At 71.1% G+C, this 18,438-nt stretch carries 18 protein-coding genes; 8 read left to right on the plus strand and 10 right to left on the minus strand.

Going from position 1 to position 18,438, the window contains the following annotated elements:
* Nucleotides 1–53: 53 nt before the first annotated feature.
* Nucleotides 54–1,583, minus strand: coding sequence for a DHH family phosphoesterase (locus tag DP107_RS08250; protein ID WP_144261683.1), 1,530 nt, complete (start codon nt 1,581–1,583; stop codon nt 54–56).
* Between the two features lie 128 nt (nt 1,584–1,711).
* Here DP107_RS08250 and DP107_RS08255 point away from each other — a divergent pair, with 128 nt between their 5' ends.
* The 3 genes from DP107_RS08255 to DP107_RS08265 all read left to right on the plus strand — a co-directional run bounded on the left by DP107_RS08255 (nt 1,712) and on the right by DP107_RS08265 (nt 5,575).
* Complete coding sequence (locus DP107_RS08255) at nt 1,712–2,425, plus strand: protein sorting system archaetidylserine synthase (protein ID WP_144261684.1); 714 nt, start codon at nt 1,712–1,714, stop codon at nt 2,423–2,425.
* A 54-nt stretch (nt 2,426–2,479) separates the two neighbouring features.
* A complete protein-coding gene (locus DP107_RS08260; protein ID WP_144261685.1) occupies nt 2,480–3,781 on the plus strand; it encodes a HEAT repeat domain-containing protein in 1,302 nt (433 codons plus the stop codon).
* Nucleotides 3,782–3,916: 135 nt separating this feature from the next.
* The gene (locus DP107_RS08265) at nt 3,917–5,575 is read left to right on the plus strand and encodes a phospholipase D-like domain-containing protein (RefSeq protein WP_185977228.1); all 1,659 of its coding nucleotides are present in this window, start codon (nt 3,917–3,919) and stop codon (nt 5,573–5,575) included.
* A gap of 4 nt (nt 5,576–5,579) precedes the next feature.
* Here the strand turns inward: DP107_RS08265 and DP107_RS21120 are convergent, their stop codons facing one another.
* On the minus strand, nt 5,580–5,711 hold the full coding sequence (locus tag DP107_RS21120; protein ID WP_272949835.1) for a hypothetical protein: 132 nt from the start codon (nt 5,709–5,711) through the stop codon (nt 5,580–5,582).
* A gap of 944 nt (nt 5,712–6,655) precedes the next feature.
* Here DP107_RS21120 and DP107_RS19930 point away from each other — a divergent pair.
* The gene (locus DP107_RS19930) at nt 6,656–6,973 is read left to right on the plus strand and encodes a hypothetical protein (protein WP_185977229.1); all 318 of its coding nucleotides are present in this window, start codon (nt 6,656–6,658) and stop codon (nt 6,971–6,973) included.
* Between the two features lie 27 nt (nt 6,974–7,000).
* On the opposite strand, the gene DP107_RS08275 is transcribed toward DP107_RS19930, so the two are convergent.
* From DP107_RS08275 to DP107_RS08300, 6 genes are all read right to left on the minus strand, one after another.
* Entirely contained in the window at nt 7,001–7,486 is a 486-nt protein-coding gene (locus DP107_RS08275; RefSeq protein WP_144261688.1) for a hypothetical protein, read from the minus strand.
* Between the two features lie 43 nt (nt 7,487–7,529).
* On the minus strand, nt 7,530–9,230 hold the full coding sequence (locus DP107_RS08280) for a thiamine pyrophosphate-binding protein (protein WP_144261689.1): 1,701 nt from the start codon (nt 9,228–9,230) through the stop codon (nt 7,530–7,532).
* 96 nt (nt 9,231–9,326) lie between these two features.
* Nucleotides 9,327–10,649 (minus strand): outer membrane protein assembly factor BamB family protein, encoded by a 1,323-nt coding sequence (locus DP107_RS08285; protein ID WP_144261690.1) that lies wholly within the window; start codon nt 10,647–10,649, stop codon nt 9,327–9,329.
* A gap of 175 nt (nt 10,650–10,824) precedes the next feature.
* The gene (locus tag DP107_RS08290; RefSeq protein WP_144261691.1) at nt 10,825–11,829 is read right to left on the minus strand and encodes a TIGR04024 family LLM class F420-dependent oxidoreductase; all 1,005 of its coding nucleotides are present in this window, start codon (nt 11,827–11,829) and stop codon (nt 10,825–10,827) included.
* 474 nt (nt 11,830–12,303) lie between these two features.
* A complete protein-coding gene (locus DP107_RS08295; RefSeq protein ID WP_144261692.1) occupies nt 12,304–12,498 on the minus strand; it encodes a hypothetical protein in 195 nt (64 codons plus the stop codon).
* Between the two features lie 59 nt (nt 12,499–12,557).
* Nucleotides 12,558–13,343 carry an SDR family NAD(P)-dependent oxidoreductase gene (locus DP107_RS08300; protein WP_144261693.1) on the minus strand — a complete coding sequence of 262 codons (786 nt, stop codon included), beginning with the start codon at nt 13,341–13,343 and terminating at the stop codon, nt 12,558–12,560.
* A 165-nt stretch (nt 13,344–13,508) separates the two neighbouring features.
* Between DP107_RS08300 and DP107_RS08305 the strand changes: the two genes are divergently transcribed.
* Together DP107_RS08305 and DP107_RS08310 are read left to right on the plus strand one after the other, a co-directional pair.
* Nucleotides 13,509–14,510, plus strand: coding sequence for an MBL fold metallo-hydrolase (locus DP107_RS08305; protein WP_144261694.1), 1,002 nt, complete (start codon nt 13,509–13,511; stop codon nt 14,508–14,510).
* 104 nt (nt 14,511–14,614) lie between these two features.
* Nucleotides 14,615–16,270, plus strand: coding sequence for a rhomboid family intramembrane serine protease (locus tag DP107_RS08310; RefSeq protein WP_144261695.1), 1,656 nt, complete (start codon nt 14,615–14,617; stop codon nt 16,268–16,270).
* A 12-nt stretch (nt 16,271–16,282) separates the two neighbouring features.
* On the opposite strand, the gene DP107_RS08315 is transcribed toward DP107_RS08310, so the two are convergent.
* On the minus strand, nt 16,283–16,915 hold the full coding sequence (locus tag DP107_RS08315; protein ID WP_238330832.1) for an METTL5 family protein: 633 nt from the start codon (nt 16,913–16,915) through the stop codon (nt 16,283–16,285).
* Between the two features lie 188 nt (nt 16,916–17,103).
* On the opposite strand from DP107_RS08315, the gene DP107_RS08320 reads away from it, so the two are divergent.
* On the plus strand, nt 17,104–17,496 hold the full coding sequence (locus DP107_RS08320; protein WP_144261697.1) for a universal stress protein: 393 nt from the start codon (nt 17,104–17,106) through the stop codon (nt 17,494–17,496).
* 43 nt (nt 17,497–17,539) lie between these two features.
* Nucleotides 17,540–17,818, plus strand: coding sequence for a DUF7553 family protein (locus DP107_RS08325; RefSeq protein WP_144261698.1), 279 nt, complete (start codon nt 17,540–17,542; stop codon nt 17,816–17,818).
* A gap of 71 nt (nt 17,819–17,889) precedes the next feature.
* On the opposite strand, the gene DP107_RS08330 is transcribed toward DP107_RS08325, so the two are convergent.
* Nucleotides 17,890–18,363 (minus strand): redoxin domain-containing protein, encoded by a 474-nt coding sequence (locus DP107_RS08330; RefSeq protein WP_144261699.1) that lies wholly within the window; start codon nt 18,361–18,363, stop codon nt 17,890–17,892.
* Between the last annotated feature and the right edge of the window lie 75 nt (nt 18,364–18,438).

Below are 18,438 nucleotides of genomic sequence, written 5' to 3' on the forward strand. Positions count from 1 at the left end.
CCATCGGATGCGGGCGGGCAAAAGCGCTCCCCCCCGACCTGGCCCGAGCGGGCCTACGTCCCGTCCGGCGACCCGTTCCCGCGGGGGTCACCACCGAACGGTGCGGTCGTCGAGCCGAGGTAGTCCCGGCCGTACATCACCCCGGTGGCGCGGTCCGGGTAGATGTCGAGCGCCTCGAGGAACCGGCCGTCGATGGCCTCGCGGAGGTCGTCCTCGGGGTCGTGGTCGACGCCCTCGGCCTCGTCGCTCTCGAACCGGACCGCGAGCGAGCCGACCGGCAACTGCGCGCCCGCCATGTCCGCGTGGCCGCCGGCGCTCCCGATCTGTCCGAAGGCGTCCCGGAGCACCTCGCCCAGGTCCAGGTCCGTCCCGCGGGCCCGCGCGGAGCCGTACACCATCTCGTCCGTGTAGCCGTAGACGAACGTCGTGGTGACATCCTTGAGGTCGAGCAGCGTGTCGGCGGCCTGTGCGAGGGCGTCGCGGTCGCCCGTCCGCCCGATGCAGGAGACGACGACCTGCCCGTGGACCTCCCGCCTGCCGATGGCCCGGCCGATGCAGTCCAGGGTCTCCATGCTCACGCTCGGCGACTCGATGCGTTCCAGCACGTCCCCGTCGACGTGCGGGACCAGCGTGGCGGCCGCCCGGAAGTCCTCGATGGAGACCTCGCGCGAGAAGTCGCGGGTGTCGACGCGGATGCCGAACAGGAGGCCGGTGGCGACCGCCGTCGTCGGCTCGACGGTGAACCCCTCCAGATAGCCGGTGAGGAGGGTGCTCGTCGCACCCACGTCGCTCCGGAGGTCGACGAACGACGCCTCCACGGCCCCCCGCGGCGGATGGTGGTCGATGACCACGTCGACCGGCGTTCCGGGCGGGAGCTGGTCGTTGACGCCGGGTCGGGAGTGGTCGACCAGCGCGAACCCGCCGTACGTCTCCCGCGGGTCCGCCTCGGCCTCCAGGTTCACCAGGTCGTAGTCGAGCAGGTTGACCAGCGCGCGGTTCTCCTGATGGTTGATAGCCCCGTAGTAGCAGGCGTCGGCCGTCACCCCCGCCCGCTCGGCGAGAGTGCACAGCGCGACCGCCGACGCGATGGCGTCCGGGTCCGGGTTGTCGTGCATGACGACCGCCAGCCGGCCGTCGACGTCCGCGAGGACGCGGTTGAGTCGCCGGAGCCGATACCCCTCGTCGCCGACGCGACTCAGCAGGGCTTCGGCGACGGCCGCGCCGGGGTCGACGGTCCGGTCGGCGAGGGCCGTGAGCGCCCGCCGGTCCGCGGGCGTCGCGTCGAGACCGGTGTAGGACAGCAGGAACGCGTCGGGGTATGCCTCCCGGGCAGCCTCGGTGATGGCCCTGTTGCGGGCTGGGTCCGGCCCCCCGACGACGATGCTGTCGACGCGGCCCGCACGGGCCCGGATGGCGCCGGGGTCGGTCGGGTCGGCCGTCTCGGCGGCGACACCCCCCTGTCGGAACGACGCCACCCGGGACTCGTCGTCGGTGAGGACGAGCAGGTCGTCCCGGCCCTCGCCGGCGGCGGCGGCGAGTTTCCGGCCGACGGAACCACCACCAAGCACCAGCCGGAACGTCATACTCGGAGGCTGTGTGGCCAGGCGGTAAAGTCCACCGTCAGGGCGGCGCGGGCCAGTCCGTTCGTGCGGCTGTCGCCCTCCAGCCGGAGAGCGAACCGACTAAGAGCGCGACCGTCGACGCCGAGGACATGCGCGCCCAGCCCCGCTTCGTCGGCCGTATCGGCGTCGCGGACGCGGTGACCGTGGCCAACGCGGCGCTCGGATTCGCCGCCGCGGCGGTCGCCGCGGTCGACCCGGCGCTGGCCGCCCGCCTGCTGCTTCTGGCCGCCATCGCCGACGGGCTCGACGGGGTGCTGGCCCGCCGCTACGGCGGGACGGAGGTGGGGCAGGTGCTCGATTCGCTGGCGGACGTGGCCTCCTTCGCCGTCGCCCCCGCGGTGTTCGTCTTCGCCGTCGCGCGGGCCGAGTGGGGGGTCGCCGCCGACGGGGCCGGCGTCGCCGCGCTGCTACTCCCGGGGCTGTTCGTCGCCGCCGCCGTCCTCCGACTGGGCCTGTACACCGCCGAGGACCTGAACGGCGCGACGACCGAGGGCGTCCAGACGACGCTCGCGGGGACGCTCCTGGCGGCGGGCTATCTCGCCGGACTGAGCCCGCTGGCGACCGCGCTCGGGACCTCCGTCGCGACCGTCCTGCTCTGTGCGACCGGACTGTTCGTCTACCTGATGCTCGCGCCCGTCACGTATCCGGAGCTGTTCGCCCGCGACGCGCTGGTGCTGGGCGGACTCCAGGCGCTCGCGGTGTTTGCCCCCGACGTCCTCAGCGGTGTCTTCCCCCGGAGCCTGCTGCTGGCGGCGCTCGCCTACCTCGTCCTGGCCCCGCGGTTCTACTGGCGCGACGACTGACTGCCGTGCGGGCGGAACGGAAACGCCTTTACCCCGAATGGACAACGAACGCCCATGAGCGACGAGGACGCGCCCGACGACGCCGACTCCGAGGCAGCGGAGGACGCGCTCGCGGTCGACGTCGACGCCGACGAACTGGACGAGCGGCTGGACGGGGTCGCCGAATCCCTGGAGGCCGCCGCGACCGAGGCCGACCTCGATGCGGTCGCGGCCGACCTGGACGACGTGGCCGGGACGGTGGAGGCCGCGGACCTGCCGGAACCGGACGAGGACGCCGAGGACGCCGAGGACCCGCGTGCCGACCTGGAGGCGCGCATCGAGGCCCTCCGCGGTGACCTGGAGGAGGCCCGCGGCCCGTACGCCGAGGACGTCGTCGCGGCCGTCGAGGAGGCACAGGGGACCCTGACCGACGCCGAGTGGACCGACCGCGGCGAGTCCGAGGCCGCCGAGGCCGTCGCGACCTTCCTGGCCGCCGTCGAGGAGGCCGACGTGGCAGTCGACGCCGACGCCGGTGACACGCCGGACGCGGCCGTCGAGGCGCTCGAGGCCGCCGCCGCGGCCATCGGCGACGCCGGGTTCGACCCCGACGACGACGCGGAGCCGATCGCCGCGCTGGTCGAGGCCGCCGACGCGCTGACGTCGGCCCTCGACGACGCCGAGGTCTGGGACGACCTCTCCGTCCGGCAGAAGATGACCGCCGAGGGGTTCTACGACCGCCTCACCTCCGAGAACCGGAAGGACTTCCCGCCGGAGCTCAGCGTCGTCCGCATCGCCGAGCGCGAGAACAACCCCGAGCGCGTCCTGATAGCGCTTGACTACCTCACCAGCGAGTTCATGGAGTCGAACTGCATCGAGGCGCTCCGCCGGATGGGCTCGCCGGAGGCCTTCGACGCGATGCACGAGCGCGCCCGGAAGCGGGACCGCTCGGCCATCGAGGTGCTCGGCAAGATCGCCGACGACCGCGCGGTCGACACGCTGCTCGAGTTCATCCAGGACGAGTCCAACCCGCCGCTCCAGCGGACGACGCTGCGCGCGCTCGGCGAGATCGGCAGCGAGGAGGCGACCCAGGATGTGGCCGATCGGCTCGTCGCCGAGGACCCCGGCGTCCGGGCCCGCGCTGCCCGCGCGCTCGGCATGATCGGCGACCCCCGTGCCATCGACCCGCTGGCCAACCGTATCACCGACGACGACGACGACTCCGTCCGGGCGGCCGCCGTCTGGGCGCTCAACCGTATCGGCACCGAGCGAGCCCTCGAGTCGGCCGCCGCCTACGCCGACGACCGTTCGTTCATCGTTCAGGACGAGGCCGAGAGCGCGGCCGAGGCGCTGGGGAAGCGGCAGAAGACGCGCGCCTGAGCCCCGGAACCTAGCTGTTTCCCCCGTAACTCCGACTCCTGCCGGATGTCCTCGGAGTTTCCCGGTTACGAGGGGCTACCATCACGAACGGTTCCGGCCCGTAGCTTCAAGTGGGATACCGGGACCAGACCCCCCGTGTCGGCTCCACGGCCCGAACTCGTCGTCGCGACGCTGCTTGCCCTCGCGGCAGTCGTGCCGTTCGCCCCAGCGGCCGGCGGGGCCGTCGGTCCGGAGGCCGAGTTCGTCCGGGCAGTCCCGAACCCGGTCGCGCCGGAGGACCGCGGCGAGTCGGTGACGCTGTCGGCCCCGCCCGACAGCGACCTCGGACGGTTCGCGCTCGACGACGGCGAGCAGCGCGTGACGCTCCCGAACCGGACCGTCGGCGGTCGAGTCACCCTGACGACCGACCCGGCGGCCGTGCGTAACCGGACGGACACGGCGGCGGTCGGAACGGTCGTCCGGACGCCGCTCCCGGCCCTCGCCAACGGCGGCGAGGAACTGCGGCTGCTCGTCGACGGCGTCGTCGTGGACTCGCTACGCTACCGGGGTGCCCCGAAGGGGGAGGTCTACCGACCCGACACCGGCGCGTTCCGACCGGTCGGCGCGACCGCGTTCCCGGTCCGGGGGAGTCAGGGTGGTACTGCACGGGCGTTCGTCCTGCCCGACGCCCCCGGGCCGCCGGTCGAGGCGCTCCGGAGTGCCGACGAGCGACTGCTACTGGCCGGCTACACGCTGAGCTCCGAGCGTGTCGCGGATGCGCTCGTCGGAGCCGCCGAGCGCGGCGTCCGCGTGGCGGTGCTGGTCGACGGGGCGCCGGTCGGCGGGCTCTCCCGGCGCGAGGCCCGGACGCTGGATCGGCTGGTCACCGCTGGCGTGACCGTCCGGCTAGTCGGCGGGCCGCGCGCCCGGTACGCCTTCCACCACGCGAAGTACGCCGTCACGGACGACCGGGCGGTCGTGCTGACCGAGAACTGGAAGCCGTCCGGCACCGGCGGGAACGGCTCGCGTGGTTGGGGGGTGACCGTCCGGAACGGGGGGACCGCCGACGAGCTGGCGCGCACCTTCCGGGCGGACTTCGAGGGGCGTGGCGCGCGACCGTGGGCTGCGGTCCGAGCCGATCACGAGGGTTACGAGCCCGGGGACCCGGCCAACGGCTCGTACCCGACCCGCTTCCGGCCGCGAGACGTCGAGGTCGACCGCGTCCGACTGCTGGTCGCGCCGGACAACGCCGAGCGAGCGGTCATCGCGCACATCGACCGGGCGAACGAGTCCGTCCGCGTGCTCCAGGCCACCGCCGGCGGCCCGGACCAGCCGTTCGTCCGGGCACTGGTCCGAGCGGCCCGCCGCGGTGTGGCGGTCCGGGTGCTGCTCAACGGTGCCTGGTACGCCCGCGAGGGGAACCGCGCCGTCGTCCGGGCGCTGAACGACCGGGCCGCCCGCGAGGGGCTGGACCTGACGGCGAAGCTCGCCGACCCCCGGGGCCGGTACGGCACCGTCCATGCGAAGGGGCTCGTTGTGGACGGCGAGACGGCGGTCCTCGGCAGTCTCAACTGGAACAACCACTCCGCCCGGGAGAACCGGGAGGTCGTCCTCGCGCTGCGGAGCGACGGCGCGGCCCGCTACTTCGGCCGCGTCTTCGAGGCCGACTGGCGGGGCGGGGCCTGGCGGGTCCCCGCCGGGCTTCTGGTCGCACTGCTGGTCGCCCTGGCCGTGGCGCTGTGGCTGGGGCGCCGTATCGAGTTCGAGGCGAGAGACGACGGCGAGACCTCCGCGCCGGAACGGGTCGGCTGGTGACGGCTCAGATGGCGAGGAAGACCAGGTACGGGACGACGAACAGGAGGATGAACATCGCCACCAGGATGACCGTGTAACTGACGAGCGTCCCGGCGGCGGTGAACCAACTCGGGTGGTCGAACTGCTCCAAGTCCATACCTTCCCGTGCGTGTGTGCACGCTTCAACCTACCGCCTCGGGGTCATTCCGCGGCTCAGGGCCTCGATAGGGCGTGGCTCTCGACCCCGCCCTCGCGGTCGCCGTTCCGTTCCCCCCTGTGTCCGTGGTCGTTCCCGTCTCCGGGACCGTGACGGGTAGCCGTCTGCTGTTCTCCGTGATGCGCGTAGTCTGATGGAAACGGGCCGTGTTCGGATCACTAGCCAGCGATTCGTTTCAACGGTCGTGCTGAACAGGGAGCACGGAGTCAGCGGACTGGGTAGGCTATGATATGCATGGGGAATGCCGGGGCTTCAGGCATGAAGCAGGTTCGACAACCCGTTCCACATCCGGGTCCAGCAGCACGAGACGGGGATAGAACGGAAGCCATCAGTCAGTGAAGAGAACCAGTCCACCCCCGACAGCAACGAGTCCAACCGGAGTGAGGACTGCCGGAAGCGGGATACTACATTCGTTCACTCCGTCAGGTGTGCACAGTAGGCTCGAACCCTGGACTCCGATGATACTGACCTCCTGTCCTTGTCCCTCCGGGACACCGACATCAGTACAACCACCGAACAGCATGCCGGGGAAAGCCACGACCTGTGCGAGGCCAATAGCCAATCCGACAGCGAACAGAGCGCCGCCCAGGCGTTTCCGTCGTTCGAGTACGGCAGTCATCACTTGTTGGTTTCCCCGGCCCCATGATAACAACGAGGTAGGGTCAAACGGATCCAGTACCTACCTCGGACACCGCATCGACCGGCCCTCTTCGCCCGTGATCCGGGCGGACCGTCGTGCAGGATTCGCGCTCTGCAGCCAGCGGAGGGCTCCCGTCATCGCCCGAGGGTTGCAACGGAGCCCTGAAACGGTATCCGAACCCCCCATGGCGGATACCGGAGCGACAGTGAGGGGGTAGTCACCCCCACGGATGTCGTGCCGGTGCGTGGTTGGGATCCGGTTCACGCATACGCTCCAGGAGGACCCGATGGCGTCGCCGCCGATGTCCAGCCGGGTCGCGGGGTCTGCAGAGCTGGTCCTCCCCGCGGTCGCGGACCGCGCGGGTGACAGGCCCGGCCGCCGAACACCGCCACTCGGTCCCCTCGTCGACCCCGACCCCTTCGCCCGTCCCGATGACGGTGCCCGCGACCTGGACCAGGGGCCCTCCGGCCCCGGCTCCGGGGTGCGGCACGTCCTCGACCCGGAGTCCCTCGCCGGAGTGGGAGCGTGCGGCTCACATGGGCTGCGGTCGCCCCCGGAGTAAAACACCGGTCCGGGTCGTGGCGGCCGGTCACCCCTCGACCCGTCGGTCGGTGGCGTTCTCGGTCACGCGGTAGCGGGCCGTCCGAGAGCCCCAGTCCGCATGTAACACGGTCCCCGTGACGGTCCCCGACGCGGTGCCCCGGGTGTTCGAGTAGCCGGTGCAGGTGACGACAGTCGCGTAGCCGGACGACCGCTTCGTCACGGAATCGACAGTGCAGTCGACCGACACCTCGCTCCCCGCGCCGTACCAGAGACTGTTGTAGACGTAGCGGTACTCGACGGTGCGGGTGTAGTCACGAACGCTCGATCCGTTCAGGGGAGTCGGGCGCTCCGGGAGCTCCTTCGGCCCGTCGGGGAAGTCGATGGCGTAGCCGGGGAACGGCGTTGCCGCGGTGGGCCCCGGGGAGGCCGGGCTCTCGCCGGACGGGCCGTCGCTGCCGAGCGGCGTGCCGACGCAACCCGCCGTGAGGACGAGCACGACCGTCAGGAGGTAGAGGGCACGTCTGGGGGACACGTCCGGGGCCGGACGCGAGAACGGCAAGTGTCTTGCCCCGGCCTCAGTCGTGGATGAGCACGTCGAGCACGTCCGGGCCGTCCCTCCCGAGTGCCTCCTCCAGCGCCCCAGGGATCTCCTCGGGCGTCTCGACCAGCGTGGCGCGGCAGCCGTGGCTCTCCGCGTTGGCCGGGATGTCGACGTGGGGCTCGAAGTCCATCCCCACGAAGTCGTAGTCCGCCTCCGTGCCGCCCATCATCGAGACGGTGTTGTCCTTCAGGATGCGGTAGTTCCGGTTGTCCGGGACGATGACGGTCAGGTCGAGATCCATCGCCGCCGCCGTGTACATCGTGTTCGGATAGTAGAGGTAGGAGCCGTCGCCGATGTAGCCGACCACGTCGCGGGGGTCGTCGGACTCCGCCTCGGCGAGCGCGGCGCCGACGCTGGCGGGCAGGCCGTAGCCCAGCCCGCCGCCCTTGGTGGCGACGAACGACTCGGGCTGGAGGTCGTACCGCGTCAGGAGCGCGAACTTCGAGGTGACGCCCTCGTCGACGATGTGGGTGTTCTCCACGTCGAGGCTCTCGCTCATCGCGTCCACGAGCTCGGCCTTCGAGGCGCGGGTGTCGCCCTCGGGCTTTGGGTCCTCGCCGAGCTGCTTCATCGTGCCCGAGAGCATCTCCTTCGTGTTCAGCACGTTCTCGACACGCTCCCGTCGGGTCTCCTCGTCGAGCCGGTCCTGGAGCCTCTCCGCGAGCTGGGTCATCACGCGCCCGGGGTCGCCGAGGACGCCGGCGTCGACCTGGTAGTTCTTCCCCAGCTCATGGGGGTCCTGCGTGACGTGGATGGCGGTCGTGTCGTCGCTCAACAGCGGGCTCTCGTGCTTGAGCAGTGTCGTGTGCGTCGAGCAGCCGATGAAGGCGATGGTGTCGGTGTCCATCAGCATCTTGGCGATGTTCTCGCCCGTGCCGACGAAGGAGACCCACTGCTCGTGGTCGGTCGGGAAGTTGACCTCGCTGGCGAGGATCTCGCCGTGGACCCGGGCGCCGCTGGCCTCGGCCAGCTCTACCGCGGCCTCGACCGCGTCGCGACCCGCCCGGGCGACATGGTCGCCCAGCACGAGCAACGGTTCCTCGGCGGCCACGAGCCGGTCGGCCGCCGCGTCGATCTGCGTCGGGTCCCCCGCGCCGGCATCGGGGATCTCGCCGATCGCTTGCGGGTCGTCGTCCGTCTCCGCCATCATCACGTCCACCGGGAGCCCGAGGAAGACGGGACCCGTCGGCGGCGTGAGCGCCGTCCGGAAGGCCCGGCGCATGAGTAGCGGCAGCGCGTCGACATCGGTCACCTCGGCGCTGTCCTTGCAGAACTGCTCCACCAGCTTCTGGAGGTCGCCGTCGAGCAGCGGCTCCTCGTGTCGGAAGTCGAGTTCGTGGTTGCCGGCCGTCACCACCAGCGGCGCGCCGGAGAAGCCGGCGTTGAAGACGTTGCCCGTCCCGTGTGCCAGCCCCGGCGTGATGTGGAGGTTCACCACCCCGACGGGGTTGATACTCGGGTCGTGATGGGCGTGGTAGCGCCGGGTCTGTGCGTAGCCCGCGGCCATCCCGACCGCGATGTCCTCCTGGAGACCGAGGACGTACTCCAGCTCGCTGCGTGAGAGCGCGTCCATCACCGGGAGCTCGGTCGTGCCCGGGTTCCCGAAGACGTACTGGACGCCGTACTGTTCGAGGGTGTCGACGAACAGGTCCGCGCCGGTGTACTGGTCGCTCATGCACCGTCACGCGGCCGGACCACTCAAGTAGTTACCCCCACGCTGACGGGCCCGTTTATCCCCCGACGGCGCCACGACACGGCGGTCGGGGGAGGCTCACGAGAGGGCCAGCAGTCGCTCGGTCGAGACGGTCCCGCCGTTCCGACGGTCGACCACGACTGTCGCGTAGACCGTCCCGCCGGCCGGGGTCACCCCCGAGACGTGGTCGTCGAACGACAGCGACCAGCGCGGCTCGCCCGACCCGAGGTCGAGCGCGACCAGGCCGCCGTGTCCCTCGCCGGACCGCTCGATCGAGCGGTCGTGGGTCACCGCGAGGAGGGTCTCGCCGGCGCCTGCCAGCCCGGTCACGCTGTGTTCGAGCGTCCGGGTCCACTGCACCGTTCCGCCCCGGTCCAGCGCGAGCACCTGGCGGTCCCCGAGGCAGGTGACGACGCGGTCGTCGGCGACGACCGGCGGAACGGGGTCGTTCACCGGGTCGGGCGCCTCGCGGGACTCCTCGCCGGCCCGTGGACTCGGCGGTGACGACACGGTCCATCGCTCGGTCCCGTCCGCCCGGGCGAGCGCGCGGAGTTCGCCGCCCTCGTCCCCGGTCGCCGTCGCGAACACCAGCGACCCGTCGACCGCCGGCGCGTGGTGGAACCGTGGTCCCACGTTCGAGGCCGCCGGCGGGTCCATCCACCTCCCGGCGGCCTCCCGCTTCGCGTGGGCAGGCTGGTCGTCGTCGAGGTCCTCCCAGGGGAGTTCCCGTGCGGTGGCGGTCAGATCGAGCGCCGCCACGGTGAACACCGTCGCGACGAACGCCGTGTCCCCGACGACCGCCGGCGGCGTCTCGGCGTCGTGGCTCGTCGCCCATCGGACCCGGCCCGTGCCGTCGAGCGCCGAGAAGTAGCCGCCGTACTCCATGTAGAGGCGTCCGTCGGCGACGGTCCCACCGGCGGTGTTGGCGCCGTGGCAGGGCTGTCCGCGCCAGGTCTCCTCGCCCGTCTCGAGGTCGATACCGAACGCGCAGTCCGGGCCCGTCACGTACGCCCGCTCGGCGCCCAGCGTCGGCGTCGGGTAGCCCCACGGTTCGGACTCCGACCGCCACACCTCGCTCCCGTCCGTCGTCCGCAGCCCGACGGTGTACTCCCGGTCCTCGTTTCCGGTGTTCAACACCAGTCTCGTCCCGCGGACGACCGGCTCATGGCAGAAGCGGAACTCGCGGGTCCACCGCGGCGTCGGCTCCGAGCGCGGCGGTTCCGCGTCGGCGCTGTACCGCGTGTTCCGTGCGTCGTAACCGCGGCCCGGCCAGTCGTCCGGTCCGGGGGTCGCGTCCGGGAGCGGCACCGGGCCGGGGGCCCCGCCCAGCGCCGAACAGCCGGCGAGCCCGGCCGCCGCCGCGACCGCACCACTCCGCAGGAGGGCTCGTCTGGAGGGCATCGGTCGGGGTTGTGGGGTGGGTCGTAATTGGTCTTCCCGTCGCTCGTGCCGTAGTTTCGATCGGATCGAGACTATTACCGGCGGCTATATATTGAAAATTACGGCCATGTCCGAGATGTCACGCCTTTTCCGACGGAACACTTCGTCACCCGGCGAAGGTTTCAGCTCGAGTGGTTCAGGCGTCGGGGGCCAGTGCCTCGACGGTCGCGATGATCTCGTCCACCGACGCGTCGCGGGGGAACGACACCGACACGCGGTCGACACAGTCCATCGACTCCCATTCGGCGACACGCTCGCGGCATTCGTCCGGTGTCCCGCCAACGGCGATCGTGTCCAGGAACTCCTCGTCGATCCGTGCCATCGCTTCCCCGGGATTCCCCGCCTGCCAGTCGTCGTGGATGCCATGGGCGAGTCCCTCGTACCCCTGGCGTGCGAGGTTGTCACGATAGTAGGTACCCATCGCGCCCACGTAGAACGCTACGTGCTGCTTCACGGCCTCTCGCGCCCGTTCGCGGTCCTCCAGCGCCATGCAGGTCAGCGACAGCGTCACCTGGCCGCCGTCGGGGTCCTCCCCCGCGAGCTCGCGGCCGTGCCGGAAGTCCTCGTACCGGTCGGCGAGGCCGTCCTCGGTGAGCAGCAGCGCGTGCCAGCCGTCGGCGAAGCGGCCCGCCAGTTCGACGGCCTTGGGTCCCATCCCGGCGGCGTCGATGTGGGGCTGTGGCTCGGGGGGGTCGCTCCGCAGCCGGAAGCCGTCGAGGTCGAAGTACTCCCCGTCGTAGGAGACCTCCTCGCCCGAGAGCACCTGCTTGACCACGTCGACCGTCTCGCGGGTCCGCCGGAGCGGGTTGCCGAAGTCCATCCCGTGCCAGTTCTCGATGACGATCGGCCCGGAGGGGCCGAGTCCGAGGCGGAGGCGACCGTCGGAGACCTCCTGCAGGGTGGCGGCGGTCATCCCGATGAGCGCGGGCGACCGGGAGTAGACCGGCATGATGGAGGTCCCGATGCCGATCGTCTCGGTCCGCTCGGCGATGCTGGTGAGGACGACGGCGGCGTTCCGGCCCCAGGATTCGGGGAGCCATGCGCGGTCGTACCCGTAGTCTTCGGCCCGCTGGGCCTGTTCGACGAGCGCGTCGACGGATGGCTGTGCGGCGACCGGCAGGAACGCGTCGCGTTTCGTCATGCGAACCAATGCCTCGCGGGCAGGTATTCAATCCGGCGGCGGCACGTCATCGGTGGCCCATTCGACTTTTCGGGAGATTCCACCCGGACTGCCGTGAGAGATCGTACTCGGACTGTCGATGGTGGAATCCTGTAGAAAGCCCCGGCGCCCCTTTCATCCCCACCCGACTGCTGGCTGGTCCACGGGGCGGCGCACCGAGCTAGCACGGTGTGACGATGCCTGGCTTTCGAGGGTCGCGTCCACACCGTGTTAGCTCGGTGGGGCGCGTTGGGGAGCGTTCCACGTCCTGGCGGGATGAAAGGGCGAGTGGTCTCGACGAAGGCAGCCGACGCAAGCACTGGACTGCATGCCCGGAACGGTGTCCGAGCGAAGCGAGGGCACCGCACGCCCGGAACGGGAAGCGCGCAGCGAGGCTCCCGAGTCGAGAGCGCGAGGGCTTCCAGGGCTCTCTCTACGGTTAGGCGTTCGACCCGTTCACCTCCGAAGCGCGTAGACGGCCAGGAGGGCCAATACTCCGACCACGGCCATACCGAACCCGACGAGCAGCGCACCACCCTCACCGAGCACGGGGGACAGGAGCGCCGCGAGACCGACCACCACCGCGAGCAACAGAACGAGCAGGATGCGGATACGGATATGATCCGGCGTGATATCCGTGAAGAACGCCATATTATCCCGATAATAGCGTGATTTTATGACTCCTTCTGCCGACGGGGGCCGGTCGTTCCTCAGACTTCGGGCGACTCCTCGATGTCCGGGACGCCCTTCGCGGTGATGGTCTCGCCGATGATGTAGGAGGCGGCGTCCGAGGCGAGGAACTGGACGATGTCGGCGATCTCCGCGGAGAGCCCCATCCGGCGCTCGACGCTGTCGCGGTCGACGTCGTCCGCGGAGATGCCCATCTGCGTCTCGACACCGGGCGTGGCGACGAAGCCGGGGGCGATGCAGTTCACCCGGATGTCGTGGCCCGCGTACTCGTAGGCGAGCGTCGTCGTGAGGTTGACGACGCCGGCCTTGGCGGCGCCGTAGTGGCTCATGTACGGCGAGCCGTCCGTCCCGGCGACGGAGGCGAAGTTGATGATGCTGCCGCCGCCACCCTCCTGCATCTGCTTTCCGGCGACCTGCGAGCAGTGGTAGGTGCCGTGGAGGTTGATATCGACGATGGTCTTCCAGCCGTTCTCGGAGATGTCGTCGAAGCCAGCCATGAACGAGGCGCCGGCGTTGTTGACCATGCTGTCGAGGCCGCCGAACTCCTCGACGGTGGCCTCGACCAGCGCCTCGACGGAGTCGCGTTCGCGCACGTCGCACTCGACGGCGATGGCGCGCCCCGGGGCGTCGGAGTCCTCGATGCCGTCGACGACCTCGTTGATCTTCTCCTCCGAGCGCGAGGTGACGACCACGTTGGCGCCCTCCCGGGCGAACTGCTCGGCCGTCACGCGACCGATACCCTGACTCGACCCGGTGATGATGACGTTCTGCCCCTCGACGGAGAACCGCCCGTTGGTGTTTACCATTGGTAACAACTGTACCGAGGTTATCTCCAACCGTAAATAAAGCTGTGCCATGCCGTCCGACACCGACGTTCCGCGCGCCGACCACAGACGGCCCGCGAGCCGGGTCTGGAGCGGGTCCCTCCCGAGAGCGAACGCTTATACGAACGAGGTGTGGGTTTCCAACGGATGAGTGAGAGTCGGCTGGCGGCCGGGACGGTCTCGGTCGCCCGCATCGAGTTCGAGGTGGAGTTCCCCCCCGGTCACGTCGCCTGCTACCTCCTCGAGGGGGACGCGCCGGTACTGGTCGACGCGGGGATGCCGACCGAGCGGGGCCTCGGCGGCCACGACGCCGCGCTCCGCGAGGGGCTGGACCAACACGGTCACGCGCTCGCGGATATCGAGCATCTCGTCGTCACGCACCCCCACGTCGATCATATCGGCCAGGCGCCGGCCGTGCTGGCAGCTGCTGACCCGACGGTCCACGCGCCGGCCGGCGTCCGCGACCGGTTCGCGGGCGACGCCGGCGCGCTCGCCGAGCGGGTCCGGGCCAACGCCACCGCGGCGGGCATCTCCGGCGACCAGCTCGACGAGGCCGTCGCGATGGCCCGCGAGTCCCTGGAACGGGACCGCTCGCTGCTCCCACCGGCCGCCGTCGACCACTGGGTCGAACCCGGGGAGACGTTCACCGTCGGCGGACACGACCTGACCGCGACCCACACGCCCGGCCACCAGGCAGACCACCTCGTCTACGCGACCGATATCGACGGCGAGCGCGCCCTGCTGGCCGGCGACGCCGCCATCCGTCCCTTCCGACCGGTCGTCATCCACGACGGCCTCGACGACGGCCACCGGGCGGCGTTCGAGGCCTTCCTCACCGGCCTGGACCGCCTCGACGCGCTCGACCCGACCCCCGACCGGGTCTACCCGGACCACGGCCCGGTCCACGACGACCTCCCCGGGGTCGTCGAACGCCATCGCGGCTCCCTCCGCCGCCGACTCGACGGCGTGCGCGAGCAGGTCGCGAACGGCCTCCGCACCGTCCCCGGCATCGCGATGGCCATCGCGGGCGACGACCGGAGCGTCCGCTACCTGCTGCCCGAGGCGATGAGCGCGGTCGCACATCTCGAGGCGACGGGGGACCTCGTCGCGACCGTCGAGGACGGCGTCCGCTGCTACGACCTCGCCTGAGTCCACCGGCGGGCGGGGTGTCGCCCGTCGCCGAACTGGGTCCCGCGTGCGACCCCGCGACCCGAACCCCCGTCAGTTAATCCGCCGGCCCCCACAGTTCGGGTATGGCACCCGTGCCGGCCCCCGTCTGGTACCTCGCCATCGGGGCCACGGTCCTCGTCTCCGGCGGGGTGCTCTACGGCCTGACGCGACCGGGCGGCCGCTGGGGGCGGCGGCTCCGCTCGCGGTTCGTCCTCGGGGTCCCGTGGGGGACGCTCGTCGTCGCGACGCTGGTCCTCCTGTTCTACCTGTTTCCGCAGGACGGCCTCGCGAACTGGTTCAGCCCGCTGGTCGTCCCGTACCGCGCGTGGTCGTACTTCTACCCGCTGGGGATCCTCTCGTCGGGGTTCGCCCACTCCGGCCCGGGTCACCTCGTCGGCAACCTGCTCGGCACGTTCACGTTCGGCGTCCTCGCGGAGTACGCCTGGAGCCACTTCCCGACGCGGCGCGGGAGCCAGGCGTTCCGGTCGCTCCGTGAGGACCCGCGGGCCCGCATCGCCGCCTTCGTCGCCGTCACGCTGCTTTCGGGCGCGTTCATGGGTGCGTTCTCGCTGGGGCCGATCATCGGCTTCTCCGGTGTCGTCTTCGCGTACGCGGGGTTCGCGCTGGTCCGCTACCCCCTGGGGACCATCGCCGTCCTCCTGGTCGGCGATCTGCTGAACCTGCTCTACCGGGCACTCCGGCAACCCACGCTGACCGCGACGCCGAGCCCCTCCTTCTCGACGCCGTACTGGGCCGAGATCGCCATCCAGGGCCACGCGGTCGGGTTCTTCCTCGGAGTGGTGCTGGCCGCAGTCGTGTTCGGCCGCCGGGACCGCCGGAGCCGGCCGGCGCTGGTCTGGCTCGCGGCCATCCTGTTCGCCGTCGACCGCGGGCTCTGGGCGGTCTACACCTACGGCGAGGGCGGGAGCTTCGTCCTCTACCGGGCCGCCGGGGTCGCGCTCCTCTTCCTCGTCGCGGCGCTGGTCGCGAGCGGCGCCGGCGCGACCGCCCGTGATCTCGTCGCCCGCATCGACCTCTCGCGCCGGGAGGCCGCGCTGGGCCTCCTGCTCGCGGTGGTGCTGGCGCTCTCGGCCGTGGCCGTCCCGTACAACCTGCTGGCCATCGCGGACGAGGGGAGCGGGCTGGACGACGCGACCGGCGTCGAGGCCGGCGACTACACCGTCTACTACGCCGAGGACGTCCCCGACCGGTTCGTGACCGCCTTCGACGTGCCCGGGATACGGACCTCGAACGTCACCGTTTCGGGCGCCATCGTCGTCAGCGAGCAGCGGAACATCTGGTGGGAGCAGGTGAGCGAACGCCGGCTCGCCTTTGCCGGGGAGCGCCGCATCCGGGTCGGCGGCCCGACCTACCGCAGGACGGTGACGGTGAACCGGACGGGCTGGTCAGTCAGCGGCGGACCGACCGCGTACCGCGTCCGGCTCCGGGTCGAGGACCGGCCCTGGGAGTACGCCTACCGCTCGGACCCCGCCCGGGCCGACCCGACCGTGGCGGGCCGGAACGTCACCATCGACCCGCTGCCGGGGCGCCCGGCGGACCCGAACGCCTTCGCGGTCAACGTGACCCGCGGCGGGGCGGTGCTCGGTCGCGAGCCCATCCCGCCGAACGGCTCCCGTGTCGAGGTCGGCGGGCTCCGTGTGGCCCGCGAGGAGCGGGCGCTGTACGTGGCACGGAACGGAACCCGAGTGCAGGTGGCCCGGCGCGAGGGCTACAACTGAGGGGCGGAGGTGTCAGCCGGCGCCGCCCCACGCGATGCGGAACACCTCGGCGTCGACGATCTCGCTGGCCGCTTCGTGGTGGTCGAACTGGCGTGGCAGCTCCAGCTCCGCCCGGAACGCGTGGGTCACCTCGCCGCCGTTGTCGGCGGCGAACGATCCGACAAAGGACTCGCTGTCGGCGTTGTGGACGGAGTAGGAGACCCGCGAGACGGCGGCGGCCGTCTCGAGGAACGCCCGGTCGGCGTGCTCGTTGCCGTCCTGGGCGCCGAAAGGCGGGTTCATCAGCACCGTGCACGGCGGCGGGTCCAGCGGGAGCCGGGTCGCGTCACCCTGCACCCAGTCGACCGCGGCGCGGGCGCCGACGCGGCGGCGGTTCTCCCGGGCCGTCCCGAGGGCGCCGGCGTCGAGTTCTACGCCGACGGCCCGCGTCGGCGAGCGGAGCGCCGCCCCCAGCGCCAGCATCCCCGTCCCGCAGCCCAGGTCCAGCACGAGCTCGTCCTCGATGTCGCCCTGGAGGTCGGCGACGTGGACGATGGTGGCGGCCAGGTCCGGCGGCGTGTGGTACTGTTCGAGGGCCGCCACGGGGTCGTCGAACCCCGCGACCACGCCGAGTTCCTGTGCCAGTCGGCGCCGTGTCTCGGTCACCGCGACCACCGCCCCGCTGCGGGAGTCATCGTTGGTTCCCGATTCCCACCAGACATACAAATACGTTACCGTATTCCCGATACGCATCTTCCTCCGGTGCAGTGGGCGGGTTATCGCCGCCTGTCCCGGCATTGTCGTCCCCGGCCCCACCGCCCGCTTTATATACGTGCCCCGAGTGACCTCGACGCATGACGCGTTATCTGATCGGCGTCGACACGACCGACACGGCCGAGAAGCTCGTCTCCTACCTCCAGGACCGGGTCACCGACGACGACACCGTGTACGCGGTGAACTCCCTCTACGGCGAGAGCGAGACCAGCGACGCGGAGGTCGTCGAGGGCCGGGAGGCCACGGAGTACGTCGAGGACCACCTCCCCGACGTGGACGCCCACCAGCTCATCCGGGGCAACAGCCCGCAGGAGGACCTCGTCCAGTTCGCAGACGAGCACGCCGTCGAGGAGCTGGTCATCGGCATCCGGAAGCGCTCGCCGACCGGCAAGCTCGTGTTCGGCTCGACGGCCCAGGACCTGCTGCTGGAGACCACCCGCCCGACCGTGGTGGTCCCGCTGACCGACGCCTGACCGGAGCGACACCGTTTTCACCGGCACCGAGGAACCGCGAGCCATGCGTGACAGCGACCGCGACGAGCTCCGTACCGCCTGCCGGCTCCTCGACGAGGCCGCCGCCGCGACGGATGGCGAGACGGCCGACCGGCTCTCCGGGTTCGCCGACCGCGTCGAGGGCTGGGCCGAGGGCGAGTTCGACCCGGACCACGGCGCCATGGCCACCGTCCTCCTCAAGTTGAACGACATCGCCGAGGCGGCCGAGGCCGATGTCGCCGACACCGTCCAGGAGGCCCGGTCCAGCATCACGGAGTACCGCAGGACCGTCGATGGCGTCTGAACGGATGACCGACTAACCGGTCCGTTTCCACGCGAAAGCGGCGAGTATCTCGGGTATCCCTGCTGTTCCGGTCAGACTCCCTCGACAGCCTCCAGGACCTCGTCGTAATCGGGTTCGACCGTCGGGTCGTCGGCGACCCAGGCGTAGGTGACCGTCCCGTCCCCGTCGAGGACGAAGACGGCGCGGTTGGCGATCCCGTGCAGGCCGAGGTCGCCGATCTCGGTCCCGAGGTCGTAGGCGTCGATGGCGGTGCCGCCCATGTCGCTGACGAGGTCGAACTCCAGGTCGTACTCGTCGCGGAAGGCGCCCAGGGAGAACGGCGAGTCGGCGCTGATCCCGAGCAGCGTCCCGCCGGCGGCCTCGATCTCCCCGAGGTGGTCCTGGAACGCGACCATCTCGTTGCTACACGGTGGCGTGAACGCGCCGGGGAAGAAGGCCAGGACGACCGGGCCGTCACCGAGCACGTCGTCGAGGTCGAACGGTTCGTGGTCGCTGGTCCCGTACGTCGCCTGGAACGTCGGCGCAGCGTCTCCTTCTGCTGGCATCACCCGACCGACGGCCGCGACGGTGAAAAGCCCGGACACACCGGACAGCGTCGCGGGTTGTTCGCCGTCGGCGTC

The organism is Haloglomus irregulare, assembly GCF_007421925.1.
GTDB classification, from domain to species: domain Archaea; phylum Halobacteriota; class Halobacteria; order Halobacteriales; family Haloarculaceae; genus Haloglomus; species Haloglomus irregulare.